Origin of the sequence: Ascidiimonas aurantiaca (assembly GCF_037646345.1) — a bacterium.
Taxonomy (GTDB): Bacteria; Bacteroidota; Bacteroidia; order Flavobacteriales; family Flavobacteriaceae; genus Ascidiimonas; species Ascidiimonas aurantiaca.
The window spans coordinates 227,127-253,095 of the sequence record NZ_JBBEWR010000006.1 but is presented as its reverse complement, the minus strand read 5'-3'; the positions used below and the strand labels follow the sequence as shown (position 1 = coordinate 253,095).

19 protein-coding genes are annotated in these 25,969 nt (G+C 39.5%); 10 read left to right on the top strand and 9 right to left on the bottom strand.

Going from position 1 to position 25,969, the window contains the following annotated elements:
* Window positions 1–21: 21 nt before the first annotated feature.
* From WAO84_RS08660 to WAO84_RS08640, 5 genes are read left to right on the top strand one after another with little or no spacing between them, the layout of a single operon-like run.
* Entirely contained in the window at window positions 22–2,427 is a 2,406-nt protein-coding gene (locus WAO84_RS08660; RefSeq protein ID WP_340065148.1) for an ABC transporter permease, read from the top strand.
* A gap of 23 nt (window positions 2,428–2,450) precedes the next feature.
* On the top strand, window positions 2,451–4,805 hold the full coding sequence (locus tag WAO84_RS08655) for an ABC transporter permease (protein WP_340065146.1): 2,355 nt from the start codon (window positions 2,451–2,453) through the stop codon (window positions 4,803–4,805).
* 21 nt (window positions 4,806–4,826) lie between these two features.
* Window positions 4,827–5,564 carry a head GIN domain-containing protein gene (locus tag WAO84_RS08650; RefSeq protein WP_340065144.1) on the top strand — a complete coding sequence of 246 codons (738 nt, stop codon included), beginning with the start codon at window positions 4,827–4,829 and terminating at the stop codon, window positions 5,562–5,564.
* A 34-nt stretch (window positions 5,565–5,598) separates the two neighbouring features.
* On the top strand, window positions 5,599–6,273 hold the full coding sequence (locus WAO84_RS08645; RefSeq protein WP_340065142.1) for an ABC transporter ATP-binding protein: 675 nt from the start codon (window positions 5,599–5,601) through the stop codon (window positions 6,271–6,273).
* Window positions 6,274–6,285: 12 nt separating this feature from the next.
* Window positions 6,286–7,707, top strand: coding sequence for a TolC family protein (locus WAO84_RS08640; RefSeq protein WP_340065140.1), 1,422 nt, complete (start codon window positions 6,286–6,288; stop codon window positions 7,705–7,707).
* A 231-nt stretch (window positions 7,708–7,938) separates the two neighbouring features.
* On the opposite strand, the gene WAO84_RS08635 is transcribed toward WAO84_RS08640, so the two are convergent.
* The 5 genes from WAO84_RS08635 to WAO84_RS08615 all read right to left on the bottom strand — a co-directional run bounded on the left by WAO84_RS08635 (window position 7,939) and on the right by WAO84_RS08615 (window position 13,768).
* Complete coding sequence (locus tag WAO84_RS08635; RefSeq protein ID WP_340065138.1) at window positions 7,939–9,183, bottom strand: cation:proton antiporter; 1,245 nt, start codon at window positions 9,181–9,183, stop codon at window positions 7,939–7,941.
* Window positions 9,184–9,370: 187 nt separating this feature from the next.
* Window positions 9,371–10,255: an ACP S-malonyltransferase gene (fabD, locus tag WAO84_RS08630; protein ID WP_340065136.1), complete on the bottom strand. Its 885-nt coding sequence runs from the start codon at window positions 10,253–10,255 to the stop codon at window positions 9,371–9,373.
* Between the two features lie 46 nt (window positions 10,256–10,301).
* On the bottom strand, window positions 10,302–10,823 hold the full coding sequence (locus tag WAO84_RS08625; RefSeq protein ID WP_340065134.1) for a gamma carbonic anhydrase family protein: 522 nt from the start codon (window positions 10,821–10,823) through the stop codon (window positions 10,302–10,304).
* Window positions 10,824–10,875: 52 nt separating this feature from the next.
* Window positions 10,876–11,607, bottom strand: coding sequence for a LytR/AlgR family response regulator transcription factor (locus WAO84_RS08620; protein WP_340065132.1), 732 nt, complete (start codon window positions 11,605–11,607; stop codon window positions 10,876–10,878).
* 10 nt (window positions 11,608–11,617) lie between these two features.
* Window positions 11,618–13,768, bottom strand: a complete 2,151-nt coding sequence (locus WAO84_RS08615) for a tetratricopeptide repeat protein (protein WP_340065130.1) — start codon at window positions 13,766–13,768, stop codon at window positions 11,618–11,620.
* 267 nt (window positions 13,769–14,035) lie between these two features.
* On the opposite strand from WAO84_RS08615, the gene WAO84_RS08610 reads away from it, so the two are divergent.
* Window positions 14,036–15,202 (top strand): vWA domain-containing protein, encoded by a 1,167-nt coding sequence (locus tag WAO84_RS08610; RefSeq protein WP_340065129.1) that lies wholly within the window; start codon window positions 14,036–14,038, stop codon window positions 15,200–15,202.
* Window positions 15,203–15,273: 71 nt separating this feature from the next.
* Here the strand turns inward: WAO84_RS08610 and WAO84_RS08605 are convergent, their stop codons facing one another.
* On the bottom strand, window positions 15,274–16,266 hold the full coding sequence (locus WAO84_RS08605; protein ID WP_340065127.1) for a PorP/SprF family type IX secretion system membrane protein: 993 nt from the start codon (window positions 16,264–16,266) through the stop codon (window positions 15,274–15,276).
* A 2-nt stretch (window positions 16,267–16,268) separates the two neighbouring features.
* Window positions 16,269–18,635, bottom strand: a complete 2,367-nt coding sequence (locus tag WAO84_RS08600; protein WP_340065126.1) for a choice-of-anchor L domain-containing protein — start codon at window positions 18,633–18,635, stop codon at window positions 16,269–16,271.
* 79 nt (window positions 18,636–18,714) lie between these two features.
* On the opposite strand from WAO84_RS08600, the gene WAO84_RS08595 reads away from it, so the two are divergent.
* Window positions 18,715–19,632 (top strand): NifU family protein, encoded by a 918-nt coding sequence (locus WAO84_RS08595; protein WP_340065124.1) that lies wholly within the window; start codon window positions 18,715–18,717, stop codon window positions 19,630–19,632.
* Window positions 19,633–19,697: 65 nt separating this feature from the next.
* On the opposite strand, the gene WAO84_RS08590 is transcribed toward WAO84_RS08595, so the two are convergent.
* Window positions 19,698–21,947: an inorganic phosphate transporter gene (locus tag WAO84_RS08590; RefSeq protein WP_340065123.1), complete on the bottom strand. Its 2,250-nt coding sequence runs from the start codon at window positions 21,945–21,947 to the stop codon at window positions 19,698–19,700.
* A gap of 192 nt (window positions 21,948–22,139) precedes the next feature.
* On the opposite strand from WAO84_RS08590, the gene WAO84_RS08585 reads away from it, so the two are divergent.
* The 3 genes from WAO84_RS08585 to WAO84_RS08575 are packed head-to-tail and all read left to right on the top strand — an operon-like array spanning window position 22,140 to window position 25,283.
* Complete coding sequence (locus WAO84_RS08585; RefSeq protein WP_340065122.1) at window positions 22,140–22,340, top strand: dodecin family protein; 201 nt, start codon at window positions 22,140–22,142, stop codon at window positions 22,338–22,340.
* Between the two features lie 50 nt (window positions 22,341–22,390).
* Window positions 22,391–24,439 carry a thioredoxin domain-containing protein gene (locus tag WAO84_RS08580; protein WP_340065121.1) on the top strand — a complete coding sequence of 683 codons (2,049 nt, stop codon included), beginning with the start codon at window positions 22,391–22,393 and terminating at the stop codon, window positions 24,437–24,439.
* Window positions 24,440–24,470: 31 nt separating this feature from the next.
* Complete coding sequence (locus WAO84_RS08575; RefSeq protein ID WP_340065120.1) at window positions 24,471–25,283, top strand: mechanosensitive ion channel family protein; 813 nt, start codon at window positions 24,471–24,473, stop codon at window positions 25,281–25,283.
* Here the strand turns inward: WAO84_RS08575 and tsaB are convergent.
* Entirely contained in the window at window positions 25,280–25,960 is a 681-nt protein-coding gene (gene tsaB, locus WAO84_RS08570; RefSeq protein WP_340065118.1) for a tRNA (adenosine(37)-N6)-threonylcarbamoyltransferase complex dimerization subunit type 1 TsaB, read from the bottom strand. The two genes, WAO84_RS08575 and tsaB, sit on opposite strands and share 4 nt — an antisense overlap.
* Window positions 25,961–25,969 lie beyond the last annotated feature (9 nt).

Sequence of the window (25,969 nt, the reverse complement as noted above, 5' to 3'; positions counted from 1 at the left end):
ATCATTAAAAAACGAACTGTTATGATCAGGAATTATTTCAAAATAGCATTAAGGAACCTCAAGAAAAATAAGCTATACACCGTTATCAATATTTTTGGCTTATCTATTGGGCTTGCTGCGTGTGTATTGATTACTCTCTACATTGCCAGCGAGTTAACCTATGATTCATTTCATGAAAAATCTGATCGAATTGTCAGGGCCACCGCAGAATATAAGTTTTCTAATGACATCAACACTACGGCTGTAACAGGTACCAAAGTAGGACCTGAATTAACCAGGCAACTTCCAGGCATTGAAGACTATGTAAGGACCTTTGTAAATCAGGGAATTGTAAAAAACGGAACAAAGGTATTTACCGAAAATAGAATTCTGTACGCAGACCCTTCCTTCTTTAAAATATTCTCATTCAACTTAGTACAGGGCAATCCTTCTACCGTTTTGGACGCACCCAATAAAATTGTACTAACCGAGTCTATGGCCAAAAAATATTTTGATACTTATAACCCTATCAACCAAACTATTAACATTGCGGGTAAAGATATGGTAGTGTCAGGCATCTGTGAAGACAGCCCGAAAAACTCTCAGATAAAGTTTGACTTTGTTACTCAATTTTTGAATATAGGCCCCAACGTTCAAAAGGAACAATGGTGGACCGCCAACTGGATCACCTATTTTTTGTTACATAATGGCAACGACAAAGACCAGATACAACAACAAATTGCCCGGTATATGGATACTGATCTGGTTAAAAAAGAAGCCAGACTGGATAAAGGTGACTATTTAAAATATTATTTAGAACCTATTCTGGACGTTCATCTAAAATCGGATTTAGCAGGTTTTGAACCTAATGGAAGCATCACTCATGTTTATGTTTATATAATAATAACCATTCTCATCTTACTTATTGCCATTGCTAATTATGCCAATTTGGCAACTGCCCAATCTACCACCCGAAGCGGTGAAATAGGGATACGCAAGGTAATGGGTGCCAATAAAGCACAGGTATTTTTCCAATTTATAAGTGAGGCTACGGTAGTCTCTTTTGTTGCCACCGTTTTAGCTCTGATTATCAGTATTTTGGTTATTCCCTATTTCAATACCATTACCGGGCAATTATTTACCATATCAGAGCTGCTTCAGCCTCTGCCTATTTCCCTGTTGCTGTTGTTTTGTGTGGTGGTAAGTTCATTGGCCGGGTTATATCCGGCACTGGTACTCTCCAATACCAAAGTAATGGCTATTCTAAAAAAAGGGTTTACCTCAACACAAAAAAGCGGTTCTCTTAAAAAGGCATTGATCGTAGGACAGTTTGCTATTTCTATATTCCTTATCACTTTCACATTGATCATTATTAAACAAATGGATTATATACAGAGTAAGGATCTGGGTTACAATAAAGATCACGTAGTAGTATTACCTATTGGCGGTACTATGATGAATAGTTTTGAATCTATTAAAGATGCGTTTCTGCAGGTAAAGGGCGTGCAATCTGTCACTGCATCCTATGAAACACCAGAGTTTGTGAAGTGGGCAGATGGGGTTTATGTAACTACTGAGGGTGAGGGTGAACGCGAGATATCTGTGAAAGCCATGCCTATAGACTTAGATTTCATAAAAACGATGGATATGACCTTATTAGCGGGTCGGGATTTCATAAAAGCTGATTTCGCCCTAATGGATACTGTATATTCCGGGAATACTGAATACAGAGAACCCTACCTCATAAACGAGACCCTTGCAAAACGCATTGGGTGGACACCCGAAGATGCAGTGGGCAAAACTATAGAAAAGCGCGTTCCGGGTCCCATACTAGGCGTTATTGAAGATTTTCACTTTAGCAGCCTGCATGAACCTGTTGGGCCCTTATTGATCTTTCTCTCCCGAGACTTCTCCAGAAACTATATACTAAGAATAGCAGGAGCGAACATTCAGGAAACATTACAGGGTCTGGAAACTGTTTGGACTGACCGAATACCAGACCGCCCCTTTAATTATCATTTTCTGGATGAAGATTATAATGCACTGTACAAGGCCGAAACCCGAAACTCCATTTTATTCAGTACAGCGGCAGGCCTTTCGATCATATTAGCATGTTTAGGGTTGTTTGGATTAGTAGCTTTTAGTACCGTACAACGTACCAAAGAAATAGGCATACGTAAAATTTTAGGTGCCAGTCTGGGCAATATTATGATGCTAATAAGCAAAAACTTTCTGGTACTTGTTTGTGTTGCCATAGGTATAGCTTTACCTGTTGCCTATTGGGCCTCTGAGAGTTGGTTAGAGAATTTTGCTTATAGAGTTGAACCGCAGATCTCTGCTTTTGTGATTGCAGGCGTAATTACCATTTTAACCACCTTAGGCACCATAGGCTACCACGCGTTAAAAGCAGCCACATCCAACCCTGTAAAAGCACTCCGTACCGAGTAACATTATTCAAAAAACGAGAAATTATGATTAAAAACTATCTTAAAATAGCACTCCGAAGTTTACTTAAAAACAAAGGCTACAGTTTTTTAAATATTTTTGGCCTAGCTATTGGCATTACCTGTGCCAGCTTAATTTTTCTTTGGGTAGAAGATGAAGTAAACTTCAATGAAACTTTTGGGAAAAAAGAAACGGTATATTATGTGCCTACCAATCAGAACTATGAGGGTGAATGGCGCACCTTTTACTCTACACCCGGGCCTCTTGCCCAGGTAATGAAAGATGAAATTCCGGGAATAGATAAAGCAACCAGATCTACCAATCAGGAATGTTTATTTTCTGTGGGAGATAACGCTGTGAGTCGTTCGGGGCGTTATGCCGATCCGGATTTCCTGGAGATCTTTAGTTTACAGTTTTTGGAGGGCAATGCTAAAGAGGCCTTTAAAAACCCGGAAGCTATTGTCATCTCTGCCGGTTTGGCCCAAACACTTTTTGGTAAAAACACGGAGGCCCTGGGCAAAGTAATTAAAGTGAACGATCAGGATAATTACCTGGTGAGCGGTGTTTTTAAAGATCTACCAAATAACGTGAGCTTCCCTTTTGAATGGGTAGCTCCTTTTGACCGTTTTGGGGGGAATCTGGCATGGACTAAAGAATACGGAAATAATTTTTCAGATACCTTTGTAGAACTTTCCCCTGAAGCAGATCTTGCTGCGGTAGATGGCATTGTACGTGAAATACTTCAGCAAAAAACCGATAATGCCGATACCTATGCATTTCTTCACAGTATGAAAGACTGGCACCTGCGTTCAAAATTTGAAAGTGGTAAGAAAGTAGGTGGCCGCATCACCTATGTACGGTTGTTCTCAATTATTGCCATGATCATTCTCCTTATTGCCTGTATCAACTTTATGAACCTGGCCACAGCACGCAGTGAAAAACGTGCCAATGAAGTAGGTGTTAGAAAAGCCATTGGTTCAGAACGGTCACAACTTATCACCCAGTTTCTTTCCGAAGCTATGTTAATGGCCTCTATAGCAGCAATAGTTAGTGTGGCTATGTTAACTTTACTGATACCTTATTTTAATATTCTCGTTAAAAAAGAACTGGTTCTGGGTTTTACCAACCCTGTACATATACTGGCTTTACTTAGCATTACTCTTATGTGCGGCACCCTCGCAGGTTTATATCCTGCGTTTTATTTATCATCTTTCAAACCGGTAGAAGTACTTAAAGGAGTTAAGTTATCTAACAAATCAGCTTCTCTTATTCGTAAGGGCCTGGTAGTGGGTCAATTCACTATATCTATCGTATTTATTATAAGTACCATTTTAGTATATCAGCAAATACAATATGTAAAAAATCAGGAATTAGGGTATGAAAAAGACCAACTGATCTCTGTAAATGTCAATGGAGACATTCAGCAAAAATTTTCAGTGATCAAACAAGAATTAAAAAACTCCGGTGTCGTGAAAAATACGGCTTTGAGTAATACCCAGTTTTTGTCAGGAGGTAATAATGGTTCAGGATTAACCTGGACCGGTGGTACTAACACAGAAGATGTACTCATCTCCTTCAGGTATGTAAGTTCCGATTTCTTTAATACATCAGGTATGGAAATTATAGAAGGACATGGTTTTAGCGAGATCATAGCGAAAGACAGTACTCATGCCATCATTACCGAATCTTTTGCAAAACTTATGGGCGAAGGAAGTGCACTTGGAAAAACCATAAGGCGTTGGGATGAAACCTACACAGTAATAGGAGTGATAAAAGACTATTTGTATGGAAACATGTATGCTAAAAGTGACCCAGTATTGTTCTTAAATAACCATGAATTTGCCCGGTTTTTATACATTAAAGCAAATGCACAAGTGCCTATGGAACGTGTATTGACAAAAATAGAAACCACCTTAAAAAAACACAACCCGGCTTTTCCTTTTGAATATACATTTGTAGATGAAACGTTTAACAACAAATTTAAAAGCGAGCAACTGGTGGGCAAACTCTCTCAGATTTTTGCCATTCTTGCCATTCTTATTTCCTGTCTGGGACTGTTTGGGCTGGCCGCCTATACTGCGGAACAGCGAAGTAAGGAAATTGGCGTACGAAAAGTTTTGGGCGCCAGTGTTACCGAAATTGTGAAGCTTCTTTCTAAAGATTTTCTAAAACTCGTTGTGATCTCAATTATTATTGCTACCCCTATTGCCTGGTTAGTTATGCATAACTGGCTCAAGGGTTTTTCCTTTAGAATTGATATTAAAGGATGGGTTTTCATTATTGCAGGAATGGCAGCTGTTCTTATCGCATTAGCCACCGTAAGCTTTCAGGCCATTAAAGCTGCTGTAGCAAACCCTGTTAACAGCTTAAAAACCGAATAATCAAACAAAAAAATATATATCATGAAATACTATATCCTTACTTTCCTCTTGAGTTGTGTTCTACTTCCGGGAACAGCACAAACCAAAAAACCTGTTGACTCTTTTAACAAAGTGATCATTAGCCCTCATATTGAAGCCATACTCGTTCAGGGAGATGAACCATCAGTAACCATAAAAAATTGCCTGGTACCTGAAGATAAAGTAAATATTGAGGTTAAGGGAAATACATTACGTGTGTATCTGGACGATGCCAAAGAGCTCACCAAACATGAAAAAGTGAAACACAACAGAATGAAACGAAAGATCCCTGTTTACAAAGGAAAAATATTAACTGTTACCATAGTTTACAGAGATCTGAAAGCGCTATCCGTAAGAGGAGAACAAACTATCCTGTGTGAAAGCCCGATAACTTCAGAAAAGTTTAAACTCAATCTTTATGGCGAATCTATTATGATTTTTAATAAAGTAATGTTCACAGATTTTGATGTAGATATTTATGGTGAAAGCACATTGACTGTTAAGGAGGGAAATGTTCACTTCCAAAAAGTCACTTCTTATGGTGAAGGAGAAGTTAACCTGCTTTCCGTAAATAACAAAACTACAAAATTGATAGCCTATGGAGAAGCCGATTTTAATATCCAGGCCTCCGAGCGCATTAAGTTCACCGCATACGGAGAAGCAAGATTACATTATAAAGGCAATCCTGTAATAAGAAAGGGATTGAGTTTTGGAAAATCCCGAATCACCAAAATAAACTAATTCAAAAAAAATCATCAATCAAAAAGCACAAAACATGGCAAATGCACTTTTTAAATTAAGTAATGCCTCAAAAGCGGTAAATTCCGGGGGAAAAAAAGTCATGTTACTTGACGAAATTGACCTTGTGGTGCAAGAAGGAGAATTTATCTCATTAATGGGGCCGTCCGGCTCAGGAAAATCCACTCTACTAAATTGTATAGGTATGCTTGACCATTTAACCGGGGGTGGTTATACTTTTCTGGGAGAAACGGTACATGACATGAAAGAGAAGAACCGGTCAAGATTATACAAAGAATATATTGGTTTTGTATTTCAAGCCTATCACCTCATTGATGAGCTTACCGTACAGGAGAATATAGAAACTCCCCTGTTGTACAAAAACGTAAAATCATCTGAGCGCAAGGCTTTAGTAGCCGATATATTAGATCGTTTTCAGATGGTAGGAAAAAAAGATCTTTTTCCCACTCAGTTAAGTGGCGGACAGCAACAACTCGTAGGTATTGCCAGAGCGCTTATAACCAAACCAAAACTTATTCTGGCCGATGAACCCACCGGAAATCTAAACTCTAAACAAAGCAGGGAAATTATGGAACTCTTCTCTGAGCTAAATAAAGAAGGGGTCTCTATTATTCAGGCTACCCATTCTGAAAACAATGCTGCCTACGGATCGCGAATTATTAATCTTTTAGACGGTAAAATAGTCTCTTAATACCACCCTGTCATGTTGTATAAACAAATAATATGCACCTATGCAATTCTATGGTGCTGCATTGCTTTTTCTCAAAACACAACCTCACAAAGCTATTCGCTTTCCGATTGTATTATTATTGCCATAGAGAACAATCTCGATCTGAGATCGGCGGTATTAACCTCCACCTCGGCAAAGGTGAACTATCAGCAGTCCAAAGCCAATTTGCTTCCCACTTTAAATGGAGATTTTGATCTGGGTATCAATGACGGGCGTAGTATAGACCCTTTTACCAATGATTTTATAAATCAGAAACTCACATTTTCAAGTGCCCGCTTGCGTCTGGATGCAACTATCTTTAATGGTTTCAGGCTCCTGAACACTGCAAAACAAAACCGTTTTAACAAAATGGCTGCCGAAATGGAAATAGAAGAGGCGCGTCAAAACCTGGTCTTAAATGTTACGTTGGCCTATTTACAGGTGCTTAACAGTAGGGATGTGCTGAGATTGAACAAAAGACGACTGGAGGCTACGCTGAAACAATTAAAAATTCAGGAGAACCTCTACAAGAACGAATCAGGTAATCCTGCTGATTATGCGGATATTCTGGGGCAAAAAACCATAGATGAAACCAATATTCTTACCTCGGAAAGCAGCCTCAACAATGCCAAACTGGAACTGAGGCAATTACTGAATTTAGATCAGGCTGTGGACCTTAACACGGAGGACCTGGTTTTAGACTTTGAGAAGTATGAACTGTCTTCAGAAGAAGTGTATAAAGATGCCTTACAAAACCTGGCTACCTTTAAAGCCCGGGAACTACGGGTAAAAGCAGCCGAAAAAGGAGTAAGCGTGGCAAAGTCACAGTTTACACCTGAGATCTCGGTTTTTGGAAGGGTAAATACCAATTACTCCAGTGCTGCCGAAGTGTTTACAGAAACGGGCACCAGCATTGTTGAAACTGATAATTTTGTTACCATAAATAACGAGGTAATACCCGTATTTGAAGAACGCACCGATTTTCGTGCAGAGAGTATAAGCTTTACAGATCAGTTTGACAACAATTTAAATACTGTAATTGGAGTAGCCGTAAATATTCCTCTCTTTAACGGGTTTCGTGCCAAAAACAATGTGGCTCTTGAAAAGATACGTGTAAAAGAATCGCTGGTGGCCCTGGAACGTACACATCAGGAAATTAAAAATGCTATTTCCAGAGTGCATTTTGATATGGAAGCCGCATACGGTCGCTACAAAAGTATTGAAAAACAGGTAGAAGCATTTGGGGAATCTTACCGCATTAATGAAATTTTATTTAATGAAGGGGTTTCCAACTTCCTGGCATATATAACCAGTAAAAACAACCTTGACAATGCCCAAATTAACCTGGCCAATGTTAAATATGAATACTTATTACGGGTTAAAGTTCTCGAGTATTACAGAGGTCTTTCATTTTAATAGAAAAACCCTTTAATATAGGAGGCTCATACTTTTCACGTTAAGAAAGAACAGGCAGTATTTGTATAATAAAACAAAGTATAAAATACAAAACTAATAGGTTAAAAAAACGGTTTTGAGTGACTATAGCCCTCAGGTGCATAATAAACAAACATTTATTGCAATTATCTATTATTTAGGCATGCCCATTCGAAAAACAATTTTGTAATGTATAGAATAAACCCGTACCTGCTACTCGATTTTCTTAGCAGTGACCCGGGCAACCAGCGGGCCTACAGTCAGCCCCTGAACAATAATAGAAAACACTACTATAATATAGGTAATTACTAAAAAAAGCTCCCGGTGCATTTCAGCGGTCAGGCTCAGTGCCAGGGCTATGGAGATCCCACCCCTGAGTCCGCCCCAGGTCATAACCAGATTGGTACGCCGTACAAATTCGAGTCTTTTGGCAAACAGGTTTACGGGTAACCAGAGTGAGGCAAACCTGGCAAGCAAAACAATAGGAATAGCCAGTAAACCGGCAAGTATATAGGACCCTTCAAAGGTAAGAATAAGTAGTTCCATACCTATCATCACAAAAAGAACGGTATTAAGGAGTACGTCTATAAGCTCCCAGAATTTATCTACATAGCTTTCGGTTTCTTCAGACATGACGGCATCGCGCACCCGATCGTTCCCTATAAAAAGACCTGCGGTTACCATAGCTAAAGGTGCAGAAAGATGCAGATTATGAGCTATTAATGTTCCGCCCATCACTAAGGCTATGGTAATTACTACTTCTATTTCATAATTATCAATAGAGCGCATCATACGGTAAGCTACCCAACCCAGTACCATTCCCAAAGCCAACCCTCCAAAGATCTCTTTTCCAAAAAGTTCGAGAATGTCTTCTACCTGCGCATTTCCGGAAGCAGCTATAGAAAAGATGGTTAGGAACACAACTACGCCTACCCCGTCATTAAAAAGCGATTCTCCCACTATTTTTATTTCAAGTTTTTTTGGGGTATTGGCCTTTTTAAGTATTCCCAATACCGCGATCGGGTCTGTGGGTGAAATAAGAGAACCAAATAACAAACAATAAATAAACGCTACCTGAAAGCCTAGCCACTGCAATACAAAATACATAGTACCTCCTACCAGAAGTGCAGAAGCCATGACCCCCAAAGTCGCAAAAATAAAAATAGGCCAGCGCTGTTTTCTCAGCTGGGTAAAATTGGTATGTAATGCTCCTGCAAAAAGCAGAAAACTCAGCATAATGTCTAACACTACGGTTTTAAAATCTATCTGGGAAATAAGCTCTTTTTCTTTTATGAGCAGGGTATCATCAAATTGCGCAATTGCTACTACCGCCAGAGTAGCGGCCAGGGTAATGATCATAAGCCCTATGGTAATAGGAAGTTTTAAAAAGCGAACATTGATGTAGCCAAAAAGTGCAGCCAGAACGATAAGAACGGTGGCTATTGTGTAGTAATCCATTTGATAGAAATTTTTACAATTGCTAAAATACGCACTAAATACATACAAAAGACTATGTATTAACCAATAGTAAACCAAAGGGTATTAGGAACTGAAGTAAGCAGTTTTAAATTTTCGGATACTTGCCAAACAACTACCCTGTTGGTTTTAAGACCAACAGGGTAGTTGTTATATCTGAAAACAATGATTATTCTATCTCTGCAGCTATAGCATCTGCGCTGCTATCTGTCTTTTTAATGAGTCCCTGAAGTACTTTTCCAGGCCCTACCTCAACAAAGGTATCTGCCCCGTCTGCAATCATATTTCGTACGCTTTGCATCCATTTTACAGGAGCCGTAAGTTGTAGCATGAGATTTTTTTTGATCTCATCTCTGTTGGTAACCGCATAAGTGCTTACATTTTGATACACCGGGCATGAAGGTTTATGGAATGTAGTATTTTCTATAGCATTAGCCAATTCTTCTCGTGCAGGTTCCATAAGAGGGGAATGGAATGCCCCGCCTACTTTTAAGACCATTGCCCGTTTTGCTCCGGCTTCTTTAAGTGCTTCACAAGCCGCTGTAATGGCTTCTACCTCACCTGAGATCACCAGTTGTCCGGGGCAATTATAATTTGCGGGAACAACAATGCCATTGGTCTCTTTACATACTTTTTCAACTATGTTATTGGAAAGCCCCAATACTGCTGCCATAGTACCGGCATTGAGCTCACAGGCTTTTTGCATAGCCTGGGCTCTTTGCGAAACCAGTTTCAGGCCATCTTCAAAAGCGAGGGTACCATTGGCCGCCAGTGCCGACAATTCTCCGAGGGAGTGGCCCGCCACCATATCGGGAGCAAATGTATTGCCCATTACTTTACTCAAAATAACCGAATGTAAAAAAATGGCCGGCTGTGTAACACGGGTCTGGGTGAGATCTTCCTGGGAACCGCTAAACATGATCTCGGTAATAGAAAATCCTAAAATCTCATTAGCACGTTCAAAAAGGTCCCGGGCCTGAGAATATTTTTCATAAAGGTCTGAGCCCATTCCTGAAAACTGAGCACCCTGACCGGGAAAAACAAATGCTTTCATACAAGTAATTTAGTAGTTTGGATGCGCAAAAATAAGAATTATATATTTAGCCTTCATCTTCTTTAAACCACCCGGAATAGGTGATATAATTAGCGGCTATTCTTTCGATTTCTCCGGTAATGAGCTCTTCACTTATATCTTTTACTTTTTTAGCAGGCACTCCTGCATAAATAGTTCCGGAGGGTACTACCGTACCCTGGGTCACTACCGCCCCGGCAGCAATAATACTATTGCTCTCTACCACACAGCCATCCATCACAATACTCCCCATACCTATGAGTACGCGGTCTTTAATGGTACACCCGTGTACAATGGCATTATGACCAATCGAGACATCATTACCTATATTCGTAGGGTGCTTTTGATAGGTACAATGAATCACTGCCCCGTCCTGAACGTTCACTTTATCTCCAATTTTTATGTAGTGTACATCTCCCCGCACCACTGCATTAAACCAGAAGCTACAATCTGACCCGGTTTCTACATCGCCTACTACCACTGCATTTTCTGCAATAAAACAATTGTCACCAAACCGGGGTTCCTTCCCGTTTACCTTTTTTATGATCATTTTATTCCTGATTTTTTATAACACACAAAGGTAAATAACCCTTACATAAAAACTATTCAAAATACGAGAGGAGTTCCTGTTTTCTCGATGAAGATACTACCAGTTCTTTACCGTTAGAAAGTACCACACTCCCCCCCTTACCTCTTTTATAACTGGCAATGTGCTGTACATTTACCAGATACGATTTGTGAATTCTGGCAAACGGATACTCTTCAAGGGTTTCCTGAATATACTTAAGGGTCTTGCTAATAAGTGTTTTTCCTTTTTCAAAGTGGATCTCTGTATAGTTATCATCGGCTTTACAATAATAAATATCAGCTACCTCAATTACCCTAAATCCGTCTAATTGCGGGACTGTGATCTTTCCGTTTATGTGATGTGATGTTGAGATACTAATTTTTTTAGATACCTGTTCTTCCTTTTTCCTGGTGTTTAGTACATAATCTACTGCTTTGATAAGTTCATCTATAGAAACCGGTTTAGTGAGGTAATACGATGCATGTTGATTAAGTGCCTCTTTTGCATAATGGTCATATGCGGTTACAAACACAATATCAAAAGAACGGTCTCCTACTTTTTCCAAAAGGTCAAAAGCATTGCCAAAAGGCATCTCTACATCCAGGAACAACAGGTCGGGTTTTGTATTTCTAATGAGTACCAAAGCATCTTCTACATTAGAGGCTTCTCCTGCCACCTCTACTTCGGGGCAGTATTTTTTCAGGTATTTTTTCAGGATATCACGACTTACGGCTTCATCCTCTACCAACAGGGTTTTCAGTTTCATACTTTGATTATTAAACTCTTTTTAGCAATACACGTACACAGGTACCGGTACCATCTTTATTAAGGTCATGTACCTGTACTTCTATCTTTTGTTTATACATACGGTTTAAAATGGCTATACGCTTTTGTATAATACCCATTCCTCTTGATTTTTGTTTTTTCTGATTCTGGGTTTTTAAAACAGCAGATCGTTTACGGCCTATACCGTTGTCTTCTATAATTATGGAAACCGTATTTTCATTATATCGGGAGAAAATGATCTGCAACTGTCCTTTTTCTTCTGTATAGCGAAGCCCGTGCCATATGGCATTTTCAATGTATGGCTGCAACAACATAGGCGGGATACGAAAAGAATCGATATCCAGCTCTTCATCTATTACTATATGGTAATCAAACTTATCTTTAAACCGGGAGTGTTCCAGCTTTACATACAATTCCAGAAGGTCAATTTCACTTCTTAGCGGTATAAAATCTTCTTCGGAATTCTCTAATACCGAGCGCATGAGCCTGGAAAACTCAGAAAGATATCTATTTGCGCTGCGTTCATCGCTCTCTGCTATAAACTGATTGACGGAATTAAGCGCATTAAAAATGAAGTGAGGGTTCATTTGGCTTCTGAAAGATTTAAGAGCCAAAAGATGATTGTTAATATGCTGTTGACGGTTCGTACGATAAAACAGAAAAATGACCAGGGCTAACATAGTCATTCCCAAAATAAGGGAGTAAATAATAATACGCTGTCGCTTGTTATTGGCTACAATAAGTTCCTGGTCTTTTAATGCGAGTTCAAACTTACTTTCACTAAGCTCCCGGTCTTTTTCAAGACTGTTGATCCTGTTCTGTTTTAATGTGATATCTCTGCTAAACCTGCTCGCTCTTGATATTTCCTGTTCTTTTTTAACATACAGTTCATCTACCAGTGTCACATACTCCTGATAACTTTCCAAAGCCTTGGTATAGTCTCCTACTGTTCGATATACTTCAGATAATTTTCGGGTAGCATCTTTTTGAACTACCAGATCTTCTTCTTCATCTGCTTCTGCTATACTTTCCTGTAAATACGGAATGGCTTCCCGATAACGGTCCTGAGCAATAAATGCATTGGCTATCTTGTAATTAATTTTTTGAGGTGTGATAGAATCTTCCTGTCTCCCGCGATTATTCACTTCTTTATCGCCTACCGAACGTTGTAGTTTTTTTGCTTGCTGCAAAGAAGACTTACGAAGTTCAATTTCTTTATCAAAGAGGTTGTTCTTATTATAAAAATCTGCCACTTTTTCTTTTTCTCTAAGGGCTCTTTTAGGGTTTTCGCTCTCTGCGAGTTGTAACGAATTGGTAAAAAAACCTTCGGCTGCCCCTGTATTGTTTTGTCTGGCATATACTTCAGCCAGTTTTGAATTAAGATCTGTTATTTTTGGGGTCACCATATTTTCAAGAGCCAGCCTCAGGGCTTTTTCATATTGTGAAACTGCTTTTTGATCCTGATTATCAAGTGCAAAAGTATCGCCAAGGCCTTCCATCACTGTAATTCTCTGAAAATTGGAAAGCTCTCCTACCTTTAAGAGTTGGGTAAACTCATTTACAGCCTTTTCAAAACTTTGTTCTTTTAAATATACTTTGGCTAACTGAATGCGTGTATTTGGGGTATCGTCCTGCTCAATCGATGTTTTATAATTGCTAATAGCCAGGTCATATTGTTCCCAAAAGGCATAAATATCTCCCAGGGTACTGAATGATCGTGCCGCCTGCTTACTATTTCCCCTTTTGCGAAGTACTTTTAATGACTGCTCAATAAAGGCTATACTTTTATCAATATCTTTTTTGAGATATGCTTTTGCAGAATCAATAAACTTTCGGTGTTTATCCTCTCGTTCCTGAGCTTTCATTTTTTGTGAAGTCTGCCCTGCCTGGTAGTCTGTTATACGTACTTCAATATCTTCACGTGAAGTGATCGTATGTTGTATGGTCTCAAATTCAGGGCTGCTTATTACCAGTTGATCGCCAATTCTGGCTTTAATCTTGAACTCTCCCAAAACATTGGTCCAGGTTTGACCCCCTCCTATTATATATACATCTACCTTCGACACCGGCTCACCATTCTCCTCCCCCTTCACTGTTCCTTTTAGCTCAAATTGCGGTGTATCGTACTCTCTTTGTCCCATTACCAGAACGGGTATTGCAAAAAAGCATATGTAACATAGAAAACGAACCATTTTCAGGGATATGAAAGTTAAACTTACATACTTTCTTCGGTAAAATAAAATCTGTAATACCATGAATGCATGATAAAAGGAGCTATTGCTGTGTCTTTTGAAAACTTCACGTATTCAAACGCGCTTTTTACTAAACAAAACCCCCTTTTCACCCATTACGGTTTTTGAGAAAAAAAAGGTGGTATTACTTTTAAGTCATTCAACAAAAAACGAATTATGATGATAATCACAAAAAAAGTAAGCTCCTTAATTCTGGCACTGGGTTGTTTCTCAACCTTATCAGCATGTTATGAACCTCATACAAAAGAACGAAACCTAATAGCAGTTCACGCGGTTTCACATCCCGTACAAAAACAAATAAAAGTAGCATTGTTACTGGACACCAGCAACAGTATGGACGGACTTATTAACCAGGCCAAAGCACGATTATGGGATATTGTAAATGAACTGTCTTATGCCCGTTGCGATGGGTATGCTCCCAATTTTAAAATTGCTCTTTATGAATATGGTAACGATGGTTTACCTTCCTCTGAAGGCTACATTCGTCAGGTTACCGGTTTCACAGACGATCTTGATGAGATATCTGAAAAACTATTTTCATTAACCACCAATGGAGGAAATGAATTTTGCGGCCAGGTCATTATGTCCTCTCTTCAACAACTGGATTGGGGAAGCAATCCCGATGATCTGAAAATGATATTTATTGCCGGAAACGAACCTTTTACACAGGGGCCTGCCCATTATCAGGATGCGGCTGCCCAGGCTAAAGAAAAAAATGTTATTGTGAATACTATTTTTTGCGGAGATCGCGATCATGGCATACAGGGAAAATGGCAACAGGGCGCTATTTTAACAGGTGGTGATTATATGACTATTGATCATAATGCGCTCATTGTTGAAATTAAAACGCCCTATGATGTCCTTATTATCCAGTTAAATGAAAAACTAAATAAAACATATATTCCTTATGGCAAAAGAGGAATACAAAAAGCCCGGATGCAGGCAGAACAAGATGTGAATGCGGCTTCTATTAACAATGAAATACAACTCAAACGAGCAGTAAGCAAAAGCTCAGCTTTGTATAAAAACAGTAGCTGGGATCTGGTAGATGCTTCAAAAGAGAAAGGATTTGCATACGAATCACTGGAAGAGACAGAGCTACCGGAAAAACTTAGAGGGAAAAGTAGTGCCGAGATCAGGGAGTATGTAACCGAAGTGGCAACCGAAAGGGAAGAAATTCAAAAACAAATACAGGAACTTAACTCAAAAAGAGAAGCCTATATAGTTACTCAAAACAGAAAAAGTACCTCTAAAGGCCTGGAAAGCGCTATGATAAAGGCTATAAAAAAACAAGCAGCACTAAAAAATTATGTTTGGGATTAATACCTGCAACAAATATCGGGGTCTGTGCCATGCGGATCCCGGTATTTTTAGGAATTTAACTAACCACGCAATCAGTAATTTACGGCAGGGCAATTACAATCGTATGGTTTTTCATCTGACCCCAGGAAATTATACCCCAGTGTAATTTGATGAAAACCGCCATTGTCAAAACGAATATCACCTGTTTGGTAAGAATAGGTGTAGGCAAACATGAATTTTTTATAGTTTACTCCCAAAATAGGAGTAATAAGCTGAAGTCTTTGTTCTGAAAGGCTTCCTCCCGAATTAAACTGGGCACCGTCAAAACTTCTGCGATAGGAAAGACCACCCCACACGGTCCCAAAATTTACATCTCTGTACACCTTGGCATTAATGTCAATTGTTTTTTCTTCTGTGAATTCAGTAGCCTGAAAAAGAAAAGAGGGCTCAAATTGCCATTCATTTCTCCCAAAAACATATCCGGCTGAAAAAAGATATCTTCTTAAGTTATCAAATTCTTGTGCCGTGTACAGATCCCGACCAGTTCCCAATGCGTTCTGAACTGTAAAATGTGCATAAAAATCAAGGAAATTATAAGATACTCCAAAGTCAACATTAAAATAACTTACACTGTTATCAGTACCCGAGATAATGGGGTCAGGAAAAAAGGATGCAAATTCAGTTTCATCAAGATTACTTTGTAACACCCCAACACTCAGTCCAAAGGAGAGTTGGTTAATATCTACCATGTTTCTTGAAAAGAGAAGATGATGTGCGTAAGTAAACTTTATACCTGTCTGGGAATGGAACCCGTTTTCATCGTTAAAAAGAATGGCGCCCACCCCACTGCGATCACCAACCCGCATATGCGCATTGAGTGTCTGCATACTGGGAGCTCTTTCTACATCAAACCATTGTTTTCTGGCGGTAAGCCTTACTTTTCCTCCCTGACCCACTCCTGCCATAGCCGGGTGAATAAGGTAATAATTATCAGAAAGGTAATCAAAATAAACAGGGAGTCCTTCTTGCGAGCTAAGGGTAACCCCCCAAAACGACAAAAGGAACAATACAATGCTTTTCTTCATTCTTATCTTTTTAAGGCAAAATGGCCTTTGACCGTTTTTTCGGTTTGATCTTCGACAAAACTGGCCCGGAACCAATAGTCTCCCGAAGGAACCATGTTTCCATTAAACGTACCATCCCAGCTTGTATTGTTCTGGTTAAGTACTTTCATAAGTTTTCCAAACCTGTCAAATATATGAATTTCAAGCCTGGATAGTGAAGAAAAGGCTGAAGTATCCCAGGAATCATTAATACCGTCACCATTAGGAGTAAAGAAACGCATATAATCTAGTATGGTTATTTCCTGACTTAGCATGCCGCAATTAAATTCATCAAAAACCGATACAACATATTTCCCGGCGGGAACTCCTGTAAATGTACCGGAAGGTTGTGGCTGGCTATCATTTATGGTAAAATAATACGTTCCGTTTCCGGTTACCGTAGCATTTATGGTATGATTTCCGGAAAACGGACTTGAAGCTACTTCTACATTTAAGATAACCGGCGCATACGAAGCCACTACCCGTGTACTGAGTAACAATTCGCACCCGGAAGTATTGCTGGTGATCTTTACGGTGTAGGCGCCTTCTGCACTGTATGAAAAAGAAGTGCCTTCTGCACCTGCTATTTCATTAGCCGGGTTAACCTGTTCACCCTGATACCATTGAAATGTATAGCCGGAAGGATCTAATCCTGTATCAATAACCGGTAAAGGCAGTACGGGGTTTCCTGTGGCATCTATACATAGGGCATATTCCGGTTGTAAAGCAGCTACCGGCCATTGCAATACACTAAGTTCTAACGGAAAAATTACGGAACAGCTATTACCAAAGGCCTCTGCCCGCACATATATGGTTTGGGAAAAAGGCTGACTGTTTACAAAGTTCTCTGTATTTGAAATACGCTGGGAAGGGAAACCATCACCTGCTGAACTTCGATCCGGATAAAAGTAAATATCTACACCTGTCGCACCGTTCAAAATATCGGAAATACGGGATGCAAGGTTAAAACCGGCCGTACCATTTCCAGAATCGTCACATACCTCATATAACTGCGGGGTCATATTAATAGCCGGAAATTGATTAATGCGTAACTCCAAAGTGGTATATGATTTACAACCGGCAGCGGTTATAGCTTCTACAATAATCGTTTGCGGATTGCTGGTATTCTGATAGGATCGCGAATTACTTATAGGCAGATTGCTATCTACATTAACCTGAGATTCATAGTACCTAAAAGTAAGACCGGAAACCCCATTGCTTATTTCACTTTCCCTTAATGTCAAATCAAAAGTTTCTGAAGAACTGCTACCCGGGCCACAAACACTTATTGGCGTTGGTGAGACTAAAGCCGGAGGGGGTGCAAATTCAATCAATATGGAGTCTGAACCAATACATCCGTTATTGGCGTTAAATTCAACCCTATAGGTACCGGCTTGGGTTACATCAAGGGTAGCGTTTATTTCTCCCGGTAATACCACCCCGTCTTTATACCAGGTATATGAAGTACTTCCAAAAACCCCTGCATCCAGACTTACTGTGGTACCCGGGCAGGCGGCATTGCCATTGGCTATCGTTCTGTCTTCTCCAAGATCGGCTGTCACGTCAAAGCTACCTCCTGCTATAAACACGGCCGAGTCATAGTTTCCATCTTGCTCATCGGCTATCACCAACTTTATTGTATATTTTTCTCCCGGAATAACGTCTGCTCGGGCAGTCATGGGTACGGTTTGCCCGTTAAGGCTGATCGGTGAATTGATAGGGTTGTTATACCCGTCAAAGTACTCTTCATTTTTAGCCGGACAACCGGTAGCACCCGATACGGCTTCGTGTATTTCGGTTACTTTTACCGGAATATTGGTTCCCGGAATTACTGCCAGATTTTTAGAAACTCCATTTGAGTCGGTAAGTATAAAAGCAAAAACATCTGAAAAACGGCAGGGGAAATCCAAAAAATACTCTTCAGAGGCAAAAAGAAAATCAAATCGAATAGTATTGGCATACGGAACGAAATCAAACGCAATATACGAGGCATTCTGAGTATTGGGAGTTTGCGTGATGGCTTCCAGGTCAGAATCGCCAAACCAGGCTTCACCAATACCCTCTCCCTGGTGGTCTTCTTCGTTAGGTCCCGGTACACTGGAAGCTTTTCCGGTACTCAGTACAATCCCGTTCTTAAAAGGAAAAGAAGTACCATTACTTTCAAAATAGCCTATCCCGTTTATGCCTACTGCCAAACCGGTTGCGCTCCGGTAATTGGAGGTTTCTGCACAGGCGCTGTTAATAAGTACATTATCAACTAACTGTTCTGTAGTATGGGAAGTGTCGTCAACTGAAACTTGGCAATACAGGTGAACCGTGAAAAAAACAAGTATATAACAAAGTTTTTTCATGTTAAATTTGGGGTCTTAACCCCAAATATATTAAAAACTCTTTTTATGTTTTTGTAATTTCGCAAAAAATTTATTGGATATGGATGAGATCACCCTTAAAATAGAGCCTACAAATAACCCCGCTATTATAAAATTTGAAACTAATGTTTTCCTTACTGAACACAGAAGTTATGAGTTTAAAAACATAGATGAAGCCAAAAATTCTCCTTTGGCCCAGCAATTGTTTTATCTGCCTTTTGTTAAAACCGTTTTCATATCTGGAAACTTTATTGGTATAGAACGTTACAATATTGTAGCATGGGAAGATGTGCAGGATGAAGTAGCAAACCAAATAGGAGAATACCTTAGCTCTGGCGGCAAAGCAGTGATAGAGGAAGCTGTGGGAAATACTAAAAAAGTACCTGTAACGGTATATGCCGAAAGTACGCCCAACCCTTCTGTTATGAAGTTTGTAGCCAATAAGCTACTGGTTGCGCAGGCCTATGAGTTTAAGAATATAGACGATGCCCGATTTGCACCTTTGGCAAAAGTACTTTTTGATTTTTCTTTTGTCAAGGAAGTATTCATGGATGAAAACTATATATCAGTCACCAAATACGAGATTGCAGACTGGAATGAAATAACCATGCCGGTAAGAGAAGCCATCACAGAGCACCTGGCAGATGGTAAAGAAGTAGTTACGAAAGATGCTGTTCCCATAACATCGGCTAAAGCAACAGGCTCTGATGAAGGGAATGCTTCTTATGAGAATTTAAGTGATACTTCACAGCAAATTATTGCTATTCTGGATGAGTATGTGAAACCGGCCGTAGCCAGTGATGGCGGTAATATTATGTTTGAATCTTATGATGAATCCAGTAAAGTAGTAAAAGTAATTCTTCAGGGAGCCTGTAGTGGTTGTCCCTCTTCTACTTTTACTCTAAAAAACGGCATTGAGACCATGCTCAAAAACATGCTTCATGACAAAGTAAATGAGGTGGTTGCCATAAACGCATAACCCCAACAAAAAAGGAGCTCTGTAAAGCTCCTTTTTTATTTATTTGTTAATTGTACCTGAATTATTTACCTGATTACTTTCTTGTAATCTCTGTGAAACTCTTTGAAAAGCTGTAACAGGTTCATTGTTGCCGATATAAGATCTTTGGTTTCCAGAAGCAACCCAAAATAGAGTTTTGTGTTTTTAGGACTGGTTTCCGTAGAGCGTATGCGATCTATTTGTTTTTGTATTAAATTTGATACATGGGTAAGCAGTTCCTGCTTTTCATCAATAATGCTATCAATACTTTCAAAAGACTCTTTTGTAAAGGTTTCCTCTACCCTGTCAAACAGGCCCTGTAACTTTTGGTCTATTCCCTTTAGATCTCTTATTTGATTAAACTTAAGGTTTTTATGATTGTTATTTACATGTCCGTAACTATTCTTAACAATATAACCTATAGATTGTACCATATCCTGTAAATAGTCAAGGATAAGGATGTAAAACTTACTTGCTTCTACTGAGGAATCGTCTAGTGATTTAATAAAGTAAAATATCTCTCCTTTGAGTTCATCTACCTCATTTTCCAGTTTTTTAAGGCTTTTCTTATTTTTTTTCAGTTTTCCAAGATCCTGTAAGCCAATATTGTTTACTACATCACTGTATAATAAATTGATTCGCTTAATAACACTTGAAATATTATCTGAACTTTCTGTTATAATTTCATTGATCGTAATAAGATCTGTTCGGTCATATCTTTTGGTTTCTTTCTTTTCTTTTTCTGCCTTTCTATATACCAGAAAACTTCGGGTAAGAAGTATGATAGCAGCAATAAGCAATACAATAATAGCTACCAGTTTTCCGTAATAAATGAAAGAAGCAAACACAGCAGCTGCTGTAAAAGCCACCATAGCTGTAACAAACCACCCGCCAACTACGTTAAGTACGCCGGCTACTCTAAACACTGCACTTTCCCGCCCCCATGCTTTATCTGCGAGCGATGTACCCATGGCTACCATAAAAGTGACATAGGTGGTAGAAAGCGGTAATTTGAGTGAGGTTCCTATAGAGATAAGAATACTGGCTACTACCAGATTTACTGAGGCCCTCACCATATCAAAGGCAGGTTCATCACTTTTCCTTTTTCTTTTCTCAACCGGTTTATCAAATCTGCGGTCTATCTGGTTAGAAACCGATCTTGGTAATACCGCCTCAAAAGCATTACTAAGGTTTACAGATCCCCTTACAATTAGTCTCGATAAAAGATTGGGTTGAAATTTTTCGCGCCCGTCTCCCTGTCTTGATAAGTTGATCCCTGTTTCGACTACTGTTCTTGCCTTTTTAGAAAACCAGAGGGTAATCACCATGATCATACCTGCGAAAAAGAGTAATAGTGAGGGGGTTTGTACGGCACCGGACAATGCTGACATTTTCATACCCTGTTGCATACCTGAGGACATCCAAAGGTCAAAAGATTGCCACGCAGCAATAGGTACTCCTATAAAGTTTACAAGGTCGTTTCCTGCAAAAGCCATTGCTAGCGCAAAGGTTCCCGTAATAATTATAATTTTTAGAATATTACCTCCAAAGAAAGAAATATAGGCCTGAGATAAAAAAGTCCAAAGCAAAAAACTTCCCCCCAGTATTAGCATTTTATGCTGATCTACCCAATCCAGAGATTCGGGGCTAATGAAAGATACACCCTTCAGTCCTTTAATAAGTATAAAATAGGTAATAGCGGTAATAGAAACCCCTCCAAAAATACCACCTGTATATTTCAAGTTCTTTTCAAACTGAAATGAAAAGATAAGCCTTGAAATATACTGTATCAGGGCCCCCACAATAAAAGCAATAAGTACCGATAAGAAAATACCCTGAATAATATCTATGGCCTGTTCTGTATTGATATATCTTACGAGTTGAGATACGGTAGCATCGTCTTTCAATATCTGGATCATAGCAATTGCTACAGACGCACCTAACAATTCAAAAACGATAGATACGGTGGTAGATGTAGGTAAACCAAGAGAATTGAAAAGATCCAGCAGTAAGATATCGGTAATCATGACGGCCATAAAAATGATCATGATCTCTTCAAATAAAAACTCTCCGGGATTGAATATACCTTTCCGTGCTACTTCCATCATTCCACTTGAAAAAACAGCTCCTATTCCCACACCAATACTGGCAACGATCATTACGGTACGTAGCGAAACTGCTTTTGAGCCTATGGCAGAGTTAAGAAAATTAACTGCATCATTACTAACACCCACTACAAGGTCTATAATGGCAAGCACAAACAAAGCGATGAGCATAAAAAGGTAAACCTGCTCCATAAAAAAAATGCGATTTAACGGCAAAAATCCATTAACTTAATTAAAATCAGGTTAAATAAATGTTACTAAAACATTACTCCCTTTTAAATAGTAGTCCCCGGATTTTTTCAGGTGCTAAAATAAACTTTTAAAACTTAAAAAATTAGCTTATTTTTAGTGTGAAACATTAAGTTATAGTTAAAAACCAACCCTATGTCAGTATTAAAGGTCATTGAAATCCTATCTAATTCAAACGAAAGCTGGGAAGATGCCGTAAAACAAGGTGTCAAACAAGCAGCTGTTACCATCAAGAACATTAAATCTGTATATGTACAGGAACAAAGCGCTGTTGTAAACGGTGATGAGGTTACTGAATACAGAGTAAATCTCAAGATTACATTTGAAGTTCAATAATTATTGAATACTTTTGAACAGCGCCCCAAAAAGGGCGCTTTTTTATTGCTATGAAAAACAAATACGAAAACGCACTTATACACGAAACCAGTCCGTATCTGCTACAACATGCCCGAAACCCCGTAAGCTGGATGCCATGGAACAAAGAAACGCTTCAAAAAGCCCGATCTGAAAATAAGCTGATACTGGTGAGTATTGGCTACGCTGCCTGCCACTGGTGCCATGTTATGGAAAAAGAGAGTTTTGAAGATCCGGAAGTAGCGGAGATCATGAACACACATTTTATAAACATTAAAGTTGACAGAGAAGAAAGGCCTGATGTAGATCAGATTTATATGGATGCTGTGCAGATCATGACCGGCAGTGGCGGCTGGCCCCTCAATGTAGTAACTTTACCAGACGGAAGACCCTTCTGGGGAGGCACTTACTTTAAAAAAGAACACTGGAAATCATACCTTACACAACTGGCGACCCTTTTCAGAGATGACCCGGAAAAGGTAGAAGAATACGCTCAAAATCTAAAAAAGGGCATTCAGGGTTTACACACCATTCCTGCCATTGAGAAAGAAAGAGAATTTCTGGAGAAGGATCTTCAGAAAGCTATAAACGACTGGGAACCGTATTTCGACCTCAAATACGGAGGCCCCACCAGAGCTCCCAAATTCATGATGCCGGCAAACTACCAGTTCTTTTTAAAATATGCATATACCACCGGTGACAAAGAATTGTTCAATTATGTAAATACCACACTTACCAAAATAGCTTACGGAGGCGTTTTTGACCACATTGGAGGTGGGTTTGCCCGCTATTCGGTAGATAGTAAATGGCACGTTCCTCATTTTGAGAAAATGCTTTACGATAACGGTCAGTTGGTTAGTTTATACAGTGATGCTTTTAAAGTAACCGGAAACCCTCTTTATTTATCTGTAGTAACACAAACGTTGGAATTTACAGAACGCGAATTGCTAAGCGACGAATTTGGCTTCTATTCTTCCCTCGATGCCGATAGCCCCAACAAAGAAGGAGAATCAGAAGAAGGTGCTTTTTACGTATGGGACGAAAAAGAACTAAAAGATCTGCTCAAAAATGACTTTCCTGTCTTCCGGGACTATTTTAATATCAACCATTTTGGGCTGTGGGAGCATGGAAATTATGTATTGATACGTACGGAAACCGAAGCTGAGATCGCTTTAAAACACAACCTTGTATCAGAAGAGGTTAACACTGTTATAACCCGTTGCAGGCAACTGCTCTTTAAAGAACGGTCCAAACGAATACCTCCCGGGTTAGATGACAAAATACTGACTTCCTGGAATGCACTCATGTTAAAGGGATATGCAGATGCCTATAAAGCTATAGGAAATGAACACTATCTCAATATTGCCCAAAAAAATGCACATTTTTTAACTGCTAAACTGATGCGTCCGGACGGAGGCCTCTTCCATAGCTATAAAAACGGACAGGGTAAAATTAACGGCTATCTGGAAGATTATGCACTTCTTGCCGATGCATTGATAACGCTTTACGAGATCACGCTTAATGAAACCTGGTTAGAAATATCAAAACAGCTTATTGAATACTGCAAGGTGCATTTCTATGACGCTTCAAAAGGCATTTTTTATTTTACCTCTAATGAAGATGATCCCATTGTAACACGCAGTATTGAAAAAAGTGATAATGTCATTCCCGCATCAAATTCTGTAATCCACCGGGTGCTTTTCAGGCTTTCACGCCTTTTAGGAGATGCTTCCTATGGCTCGATAGCACAAAAAATGATGCAGGGTATGTTCAGCGAAGTTACAGAGTATCCTTATAGTCATGCCAATTGGCTCAATGGTCTTATGGATTATGTGTTCCCTTTTAAAGAAGTAGCCATTACGGGCCCCGATGCGATCCAACTTACCAAAACACTTAATAGTGAGTACCTTCCCGGAATAGTCATTGCCGGAACCACCTCTCCTTCTTCGGTTTTTTTACTGAAAGAACGGTTTGTCAAAGATGAAAACCTTATTTACATATGTACAAATAATACCTGCACACTCCCGGTACACTCTGTAGAAGAAGCCCTTGAACAGTTAAAAAGCAAAAACGCATTATAAACTAAATTACTCACTAAAAAAACAATCAAAAATGGATTTACAGAAGTTAATTGACTCGGGTTACGACTGGATCGTGACTTTTGGCCCGAAGGTGATAGGTGCCCTCCTTATATGGATCGCAGGGGCATGGATCATTAAAAAAACAGTAAAAGGAATGCGCACCCTCATGAGGCGAAAAAATTATGATGAGAGCCTGCAGATCTTTTTGATGAATTTACTCTCATGGGGCTTAAAAGTACTCCTGGTGATAGCCGTTCTGGGCACTCTTGGAGTAGAGACCACCTCATTTGCCGCAGTAATTGCCGCAGCAGGGTTGGCAGTAGGCCTGGCATTACAGGGATCACTTTCCAATTTTGCCGGAGGCGTTCTGATCATGATATTCAAACCATTTAAAGTGGGGGATATTATCGAGGCACAGGGTGAACGGGGCGTAGTGAAAGAAATCGATATTTTCACTACCAAACTCAGTTCTTTTGAGAATAAAGAAATTATTATTCCCAATGGCGCACTTAGCAACGGGAACATAATTAATTATACCAGTCACGGCACACTTAGGGTAGATCACGTAATAGGAGTAGCATATGACACGGATATCAAACATGCCCGGGATGTAATTATGCAAGTGCTTACCGAGAATGAAAAAGTCCTTAAAGAGCCCGCTCCTTCTGTAAACCTTATGGAGCTTGCCGATAGCTCTATAAACTTTGCAGTAAGACCCTGGGCGACTTCTGATGACTATTGGGATGTTTATTTTGGTACTCTTGAAGGAATAAAAGAAGCCCTGGATAAAGCTGATATTGAAATACCGTATCCCCATCAGGTAGAAATACAAAAAGAGGCCTAGCCCTTTTTTGCGGACTTGTTTCCTATAAAGTCTTTCAGATAAAATGGCTCAAAATAAGCCACATCTTCACAGTGGCCTTTTTTGAACTGCTCATTAGCCAGTTTCGCCATTTCTTTGGCAGAGGGTAATTGGTGATCTTTATAAAAAACCGCGTTCGGGTGTTTTATTACCCCTATGCATTTAGAAACACCTGTACCTATGAAATGTACAGGACCCTGTGCCAATTGATCTGAAAAGGAGTTTTCATTAATGATCTCTGCTTTGATCTCTCTTATCTCACGATACGTATTATCAAATACCGCAGCGTAAACCTCCATTCGTCTTGCATCAAGCATAGGCACAATACAACCTTTCTCTATCTCTATTTTATGTGCCATTGCCTCAAGCGTACTTATGGCAATAAGCGGTTTTTCCAGAGCATAGCAAAGGCCTTTGGCTGCCGAAACACCTATTCGAAGTCCTGTATAAGATCCCGGACCTTTACTAACAGCAATGGCAGATAGGTCCTGAAAAGAAAAAGAAGCACGTTGCAATGCTTCTTTTATGAATACATGCAAATTTTCTGCATGTGAATAGTTATCATCATAGTGCTCTACCAAAGAAAGTATGTTTTCATTCTCTGATACACAAACCGAACAATTTTTAGACGAGGTTTCTATACTAAGTATTACAGCCATAAGACTGCA

Excerpts from the sequence above, each read along its gene's own strand:
- WAO84_RS08660 (WP_340065148.1), top strand. The coding sequence starts at position 22 with ATGATCAGGAATTATTTCAAAATAGCATTAAGGAACCTCAAGAAAAAT.
- WAO84_RS08655 (WP_340065146.1), top strand. The coding sequence starts at position 2,451 with ATGATTAAAAACTATCTTAAAATAGCACTCCGAAGTTTACTTAAAAAC.
- WAO84_RS08650 (WP_340065144.1), top strand. The coding sequence starts at position 4,827 with ATGAAATACTATATCCTTACTTTCCTCTTGAGTTGTGTTCTACTTCCG.
- WAO84_RS08645 (WP_340065142.1), top strand. The coding sequence starts at position 5,599 with ATGGCAAATGCACTTTTTAAATTAAGTAATGCCTCAAAAGCGGTAAAT.
- WAO84_RS08640 (WP_340065140.1), top strand. The coding sequence starts at position 6,286 with ATGTTGTATAAACAAATAATATGCACCTATGCAATTCTATGGTGCTGC.
- WAO84_RS08635 (WP_340065138.1), bottom strand. The coding sequence starts at position 9,183 with ATGGATTACTACACAATAGCCACCGTTCTTATCGTTCTGGCTGCACTT.
- fabD (WP_340065136.1), bottom strand. The coding sequence starts at position 10,255 with ATGAAAGCATTTGTTTTTCCCGGTCAGGGTGCTCAGTTTTCAGGAATG.
- WAO84_RS08625 (WP_340065134.1), bottom strand. The coding sequence starts at position 10,823 with ATGATCATAAAAAAGGTAAACGGGAAGGAACCCCGGTTTGGTGACAAT.
- WAO84_RS08620 (WP_340065132.1), bottom strand. The coding sequence starts at position 11,607 with ATGAAACTGAAAACCCTGTTGGTAGAGGATGAAGCCGTAAGTCGTGAT.
- WAO84_RS08615 (WP_340065130.1), bottom strand. The coding sequence starts at position 13,768 with ATGGGACAAAGAGAGTACGATACACCGCAATTTGAGCTAAAAGGAACA.
- WAO84_RS08610 (WP_340065129.1), top strand. The coding sequence starts at position 14,036 with ATGATGATAATCACAAAAAAAGTAAGCTCCTTAATTCTGGCACTGGGT.
- WAO84_RS08605 (WP_340065127.1), bottom strand. The coding sequence starts at position 16,266 with ATGAAGAAAAGCATTGTATTGTTCCTTTTGTCGTTTTGGGGGGTTACC.
- WAO84_RS08600 (WP_340065126.1), bottom strand. The coding sequence starts at position 18,635 with ATGAAAAAACTTTGTTATATACTTGTTTTTTTCACGGTTCACCTGTAT.
- WAO84_RS08595 (WP_340065124.1), top strand. The coding sequence starts at position 18,715 with ATGGATGAGATCACCCTTAAAATAGAGCCTACAAATAACCCCGCTATT.
- WAO84_RS08590 (WP_340065123.1), bottom strand. The coding sequence starts at position 21,947 with ATGGAGCAGGTTTACCTTTTTATGCTCATCGCTTTGTTTGTGCTTGCC.
- WAO84_RS08585 (WP_340065122.1), top strand. The coding sequence starts at position 22,140 with ATGTCAGTATTAAAGGTCATTGAAATCCTATCTAATTCAAACGAAAGC.
- WAO84_RS08580 (WP_340065121.1), top strand. The coding sequence starts at position 22,391 with ATGAAAAACAAATACGAAAACGCACTTATACACGAAACCAGTCCGTAT.
- WAO84_RS08575 (WP_340065120.1), top strand. The coding sequence starts at position 24,471 with ATGGATTTACAGAAGTTAATTGACTCGGGTTACGACTGGATCGTGACT.
- tsaB (WP_340065118.1), bottom strand. The coding sequence starts at position 25,960 with ATGGCTGTAATACTTAGTATAGAAACCTCGTCTAAAAATTGTTCGGTT.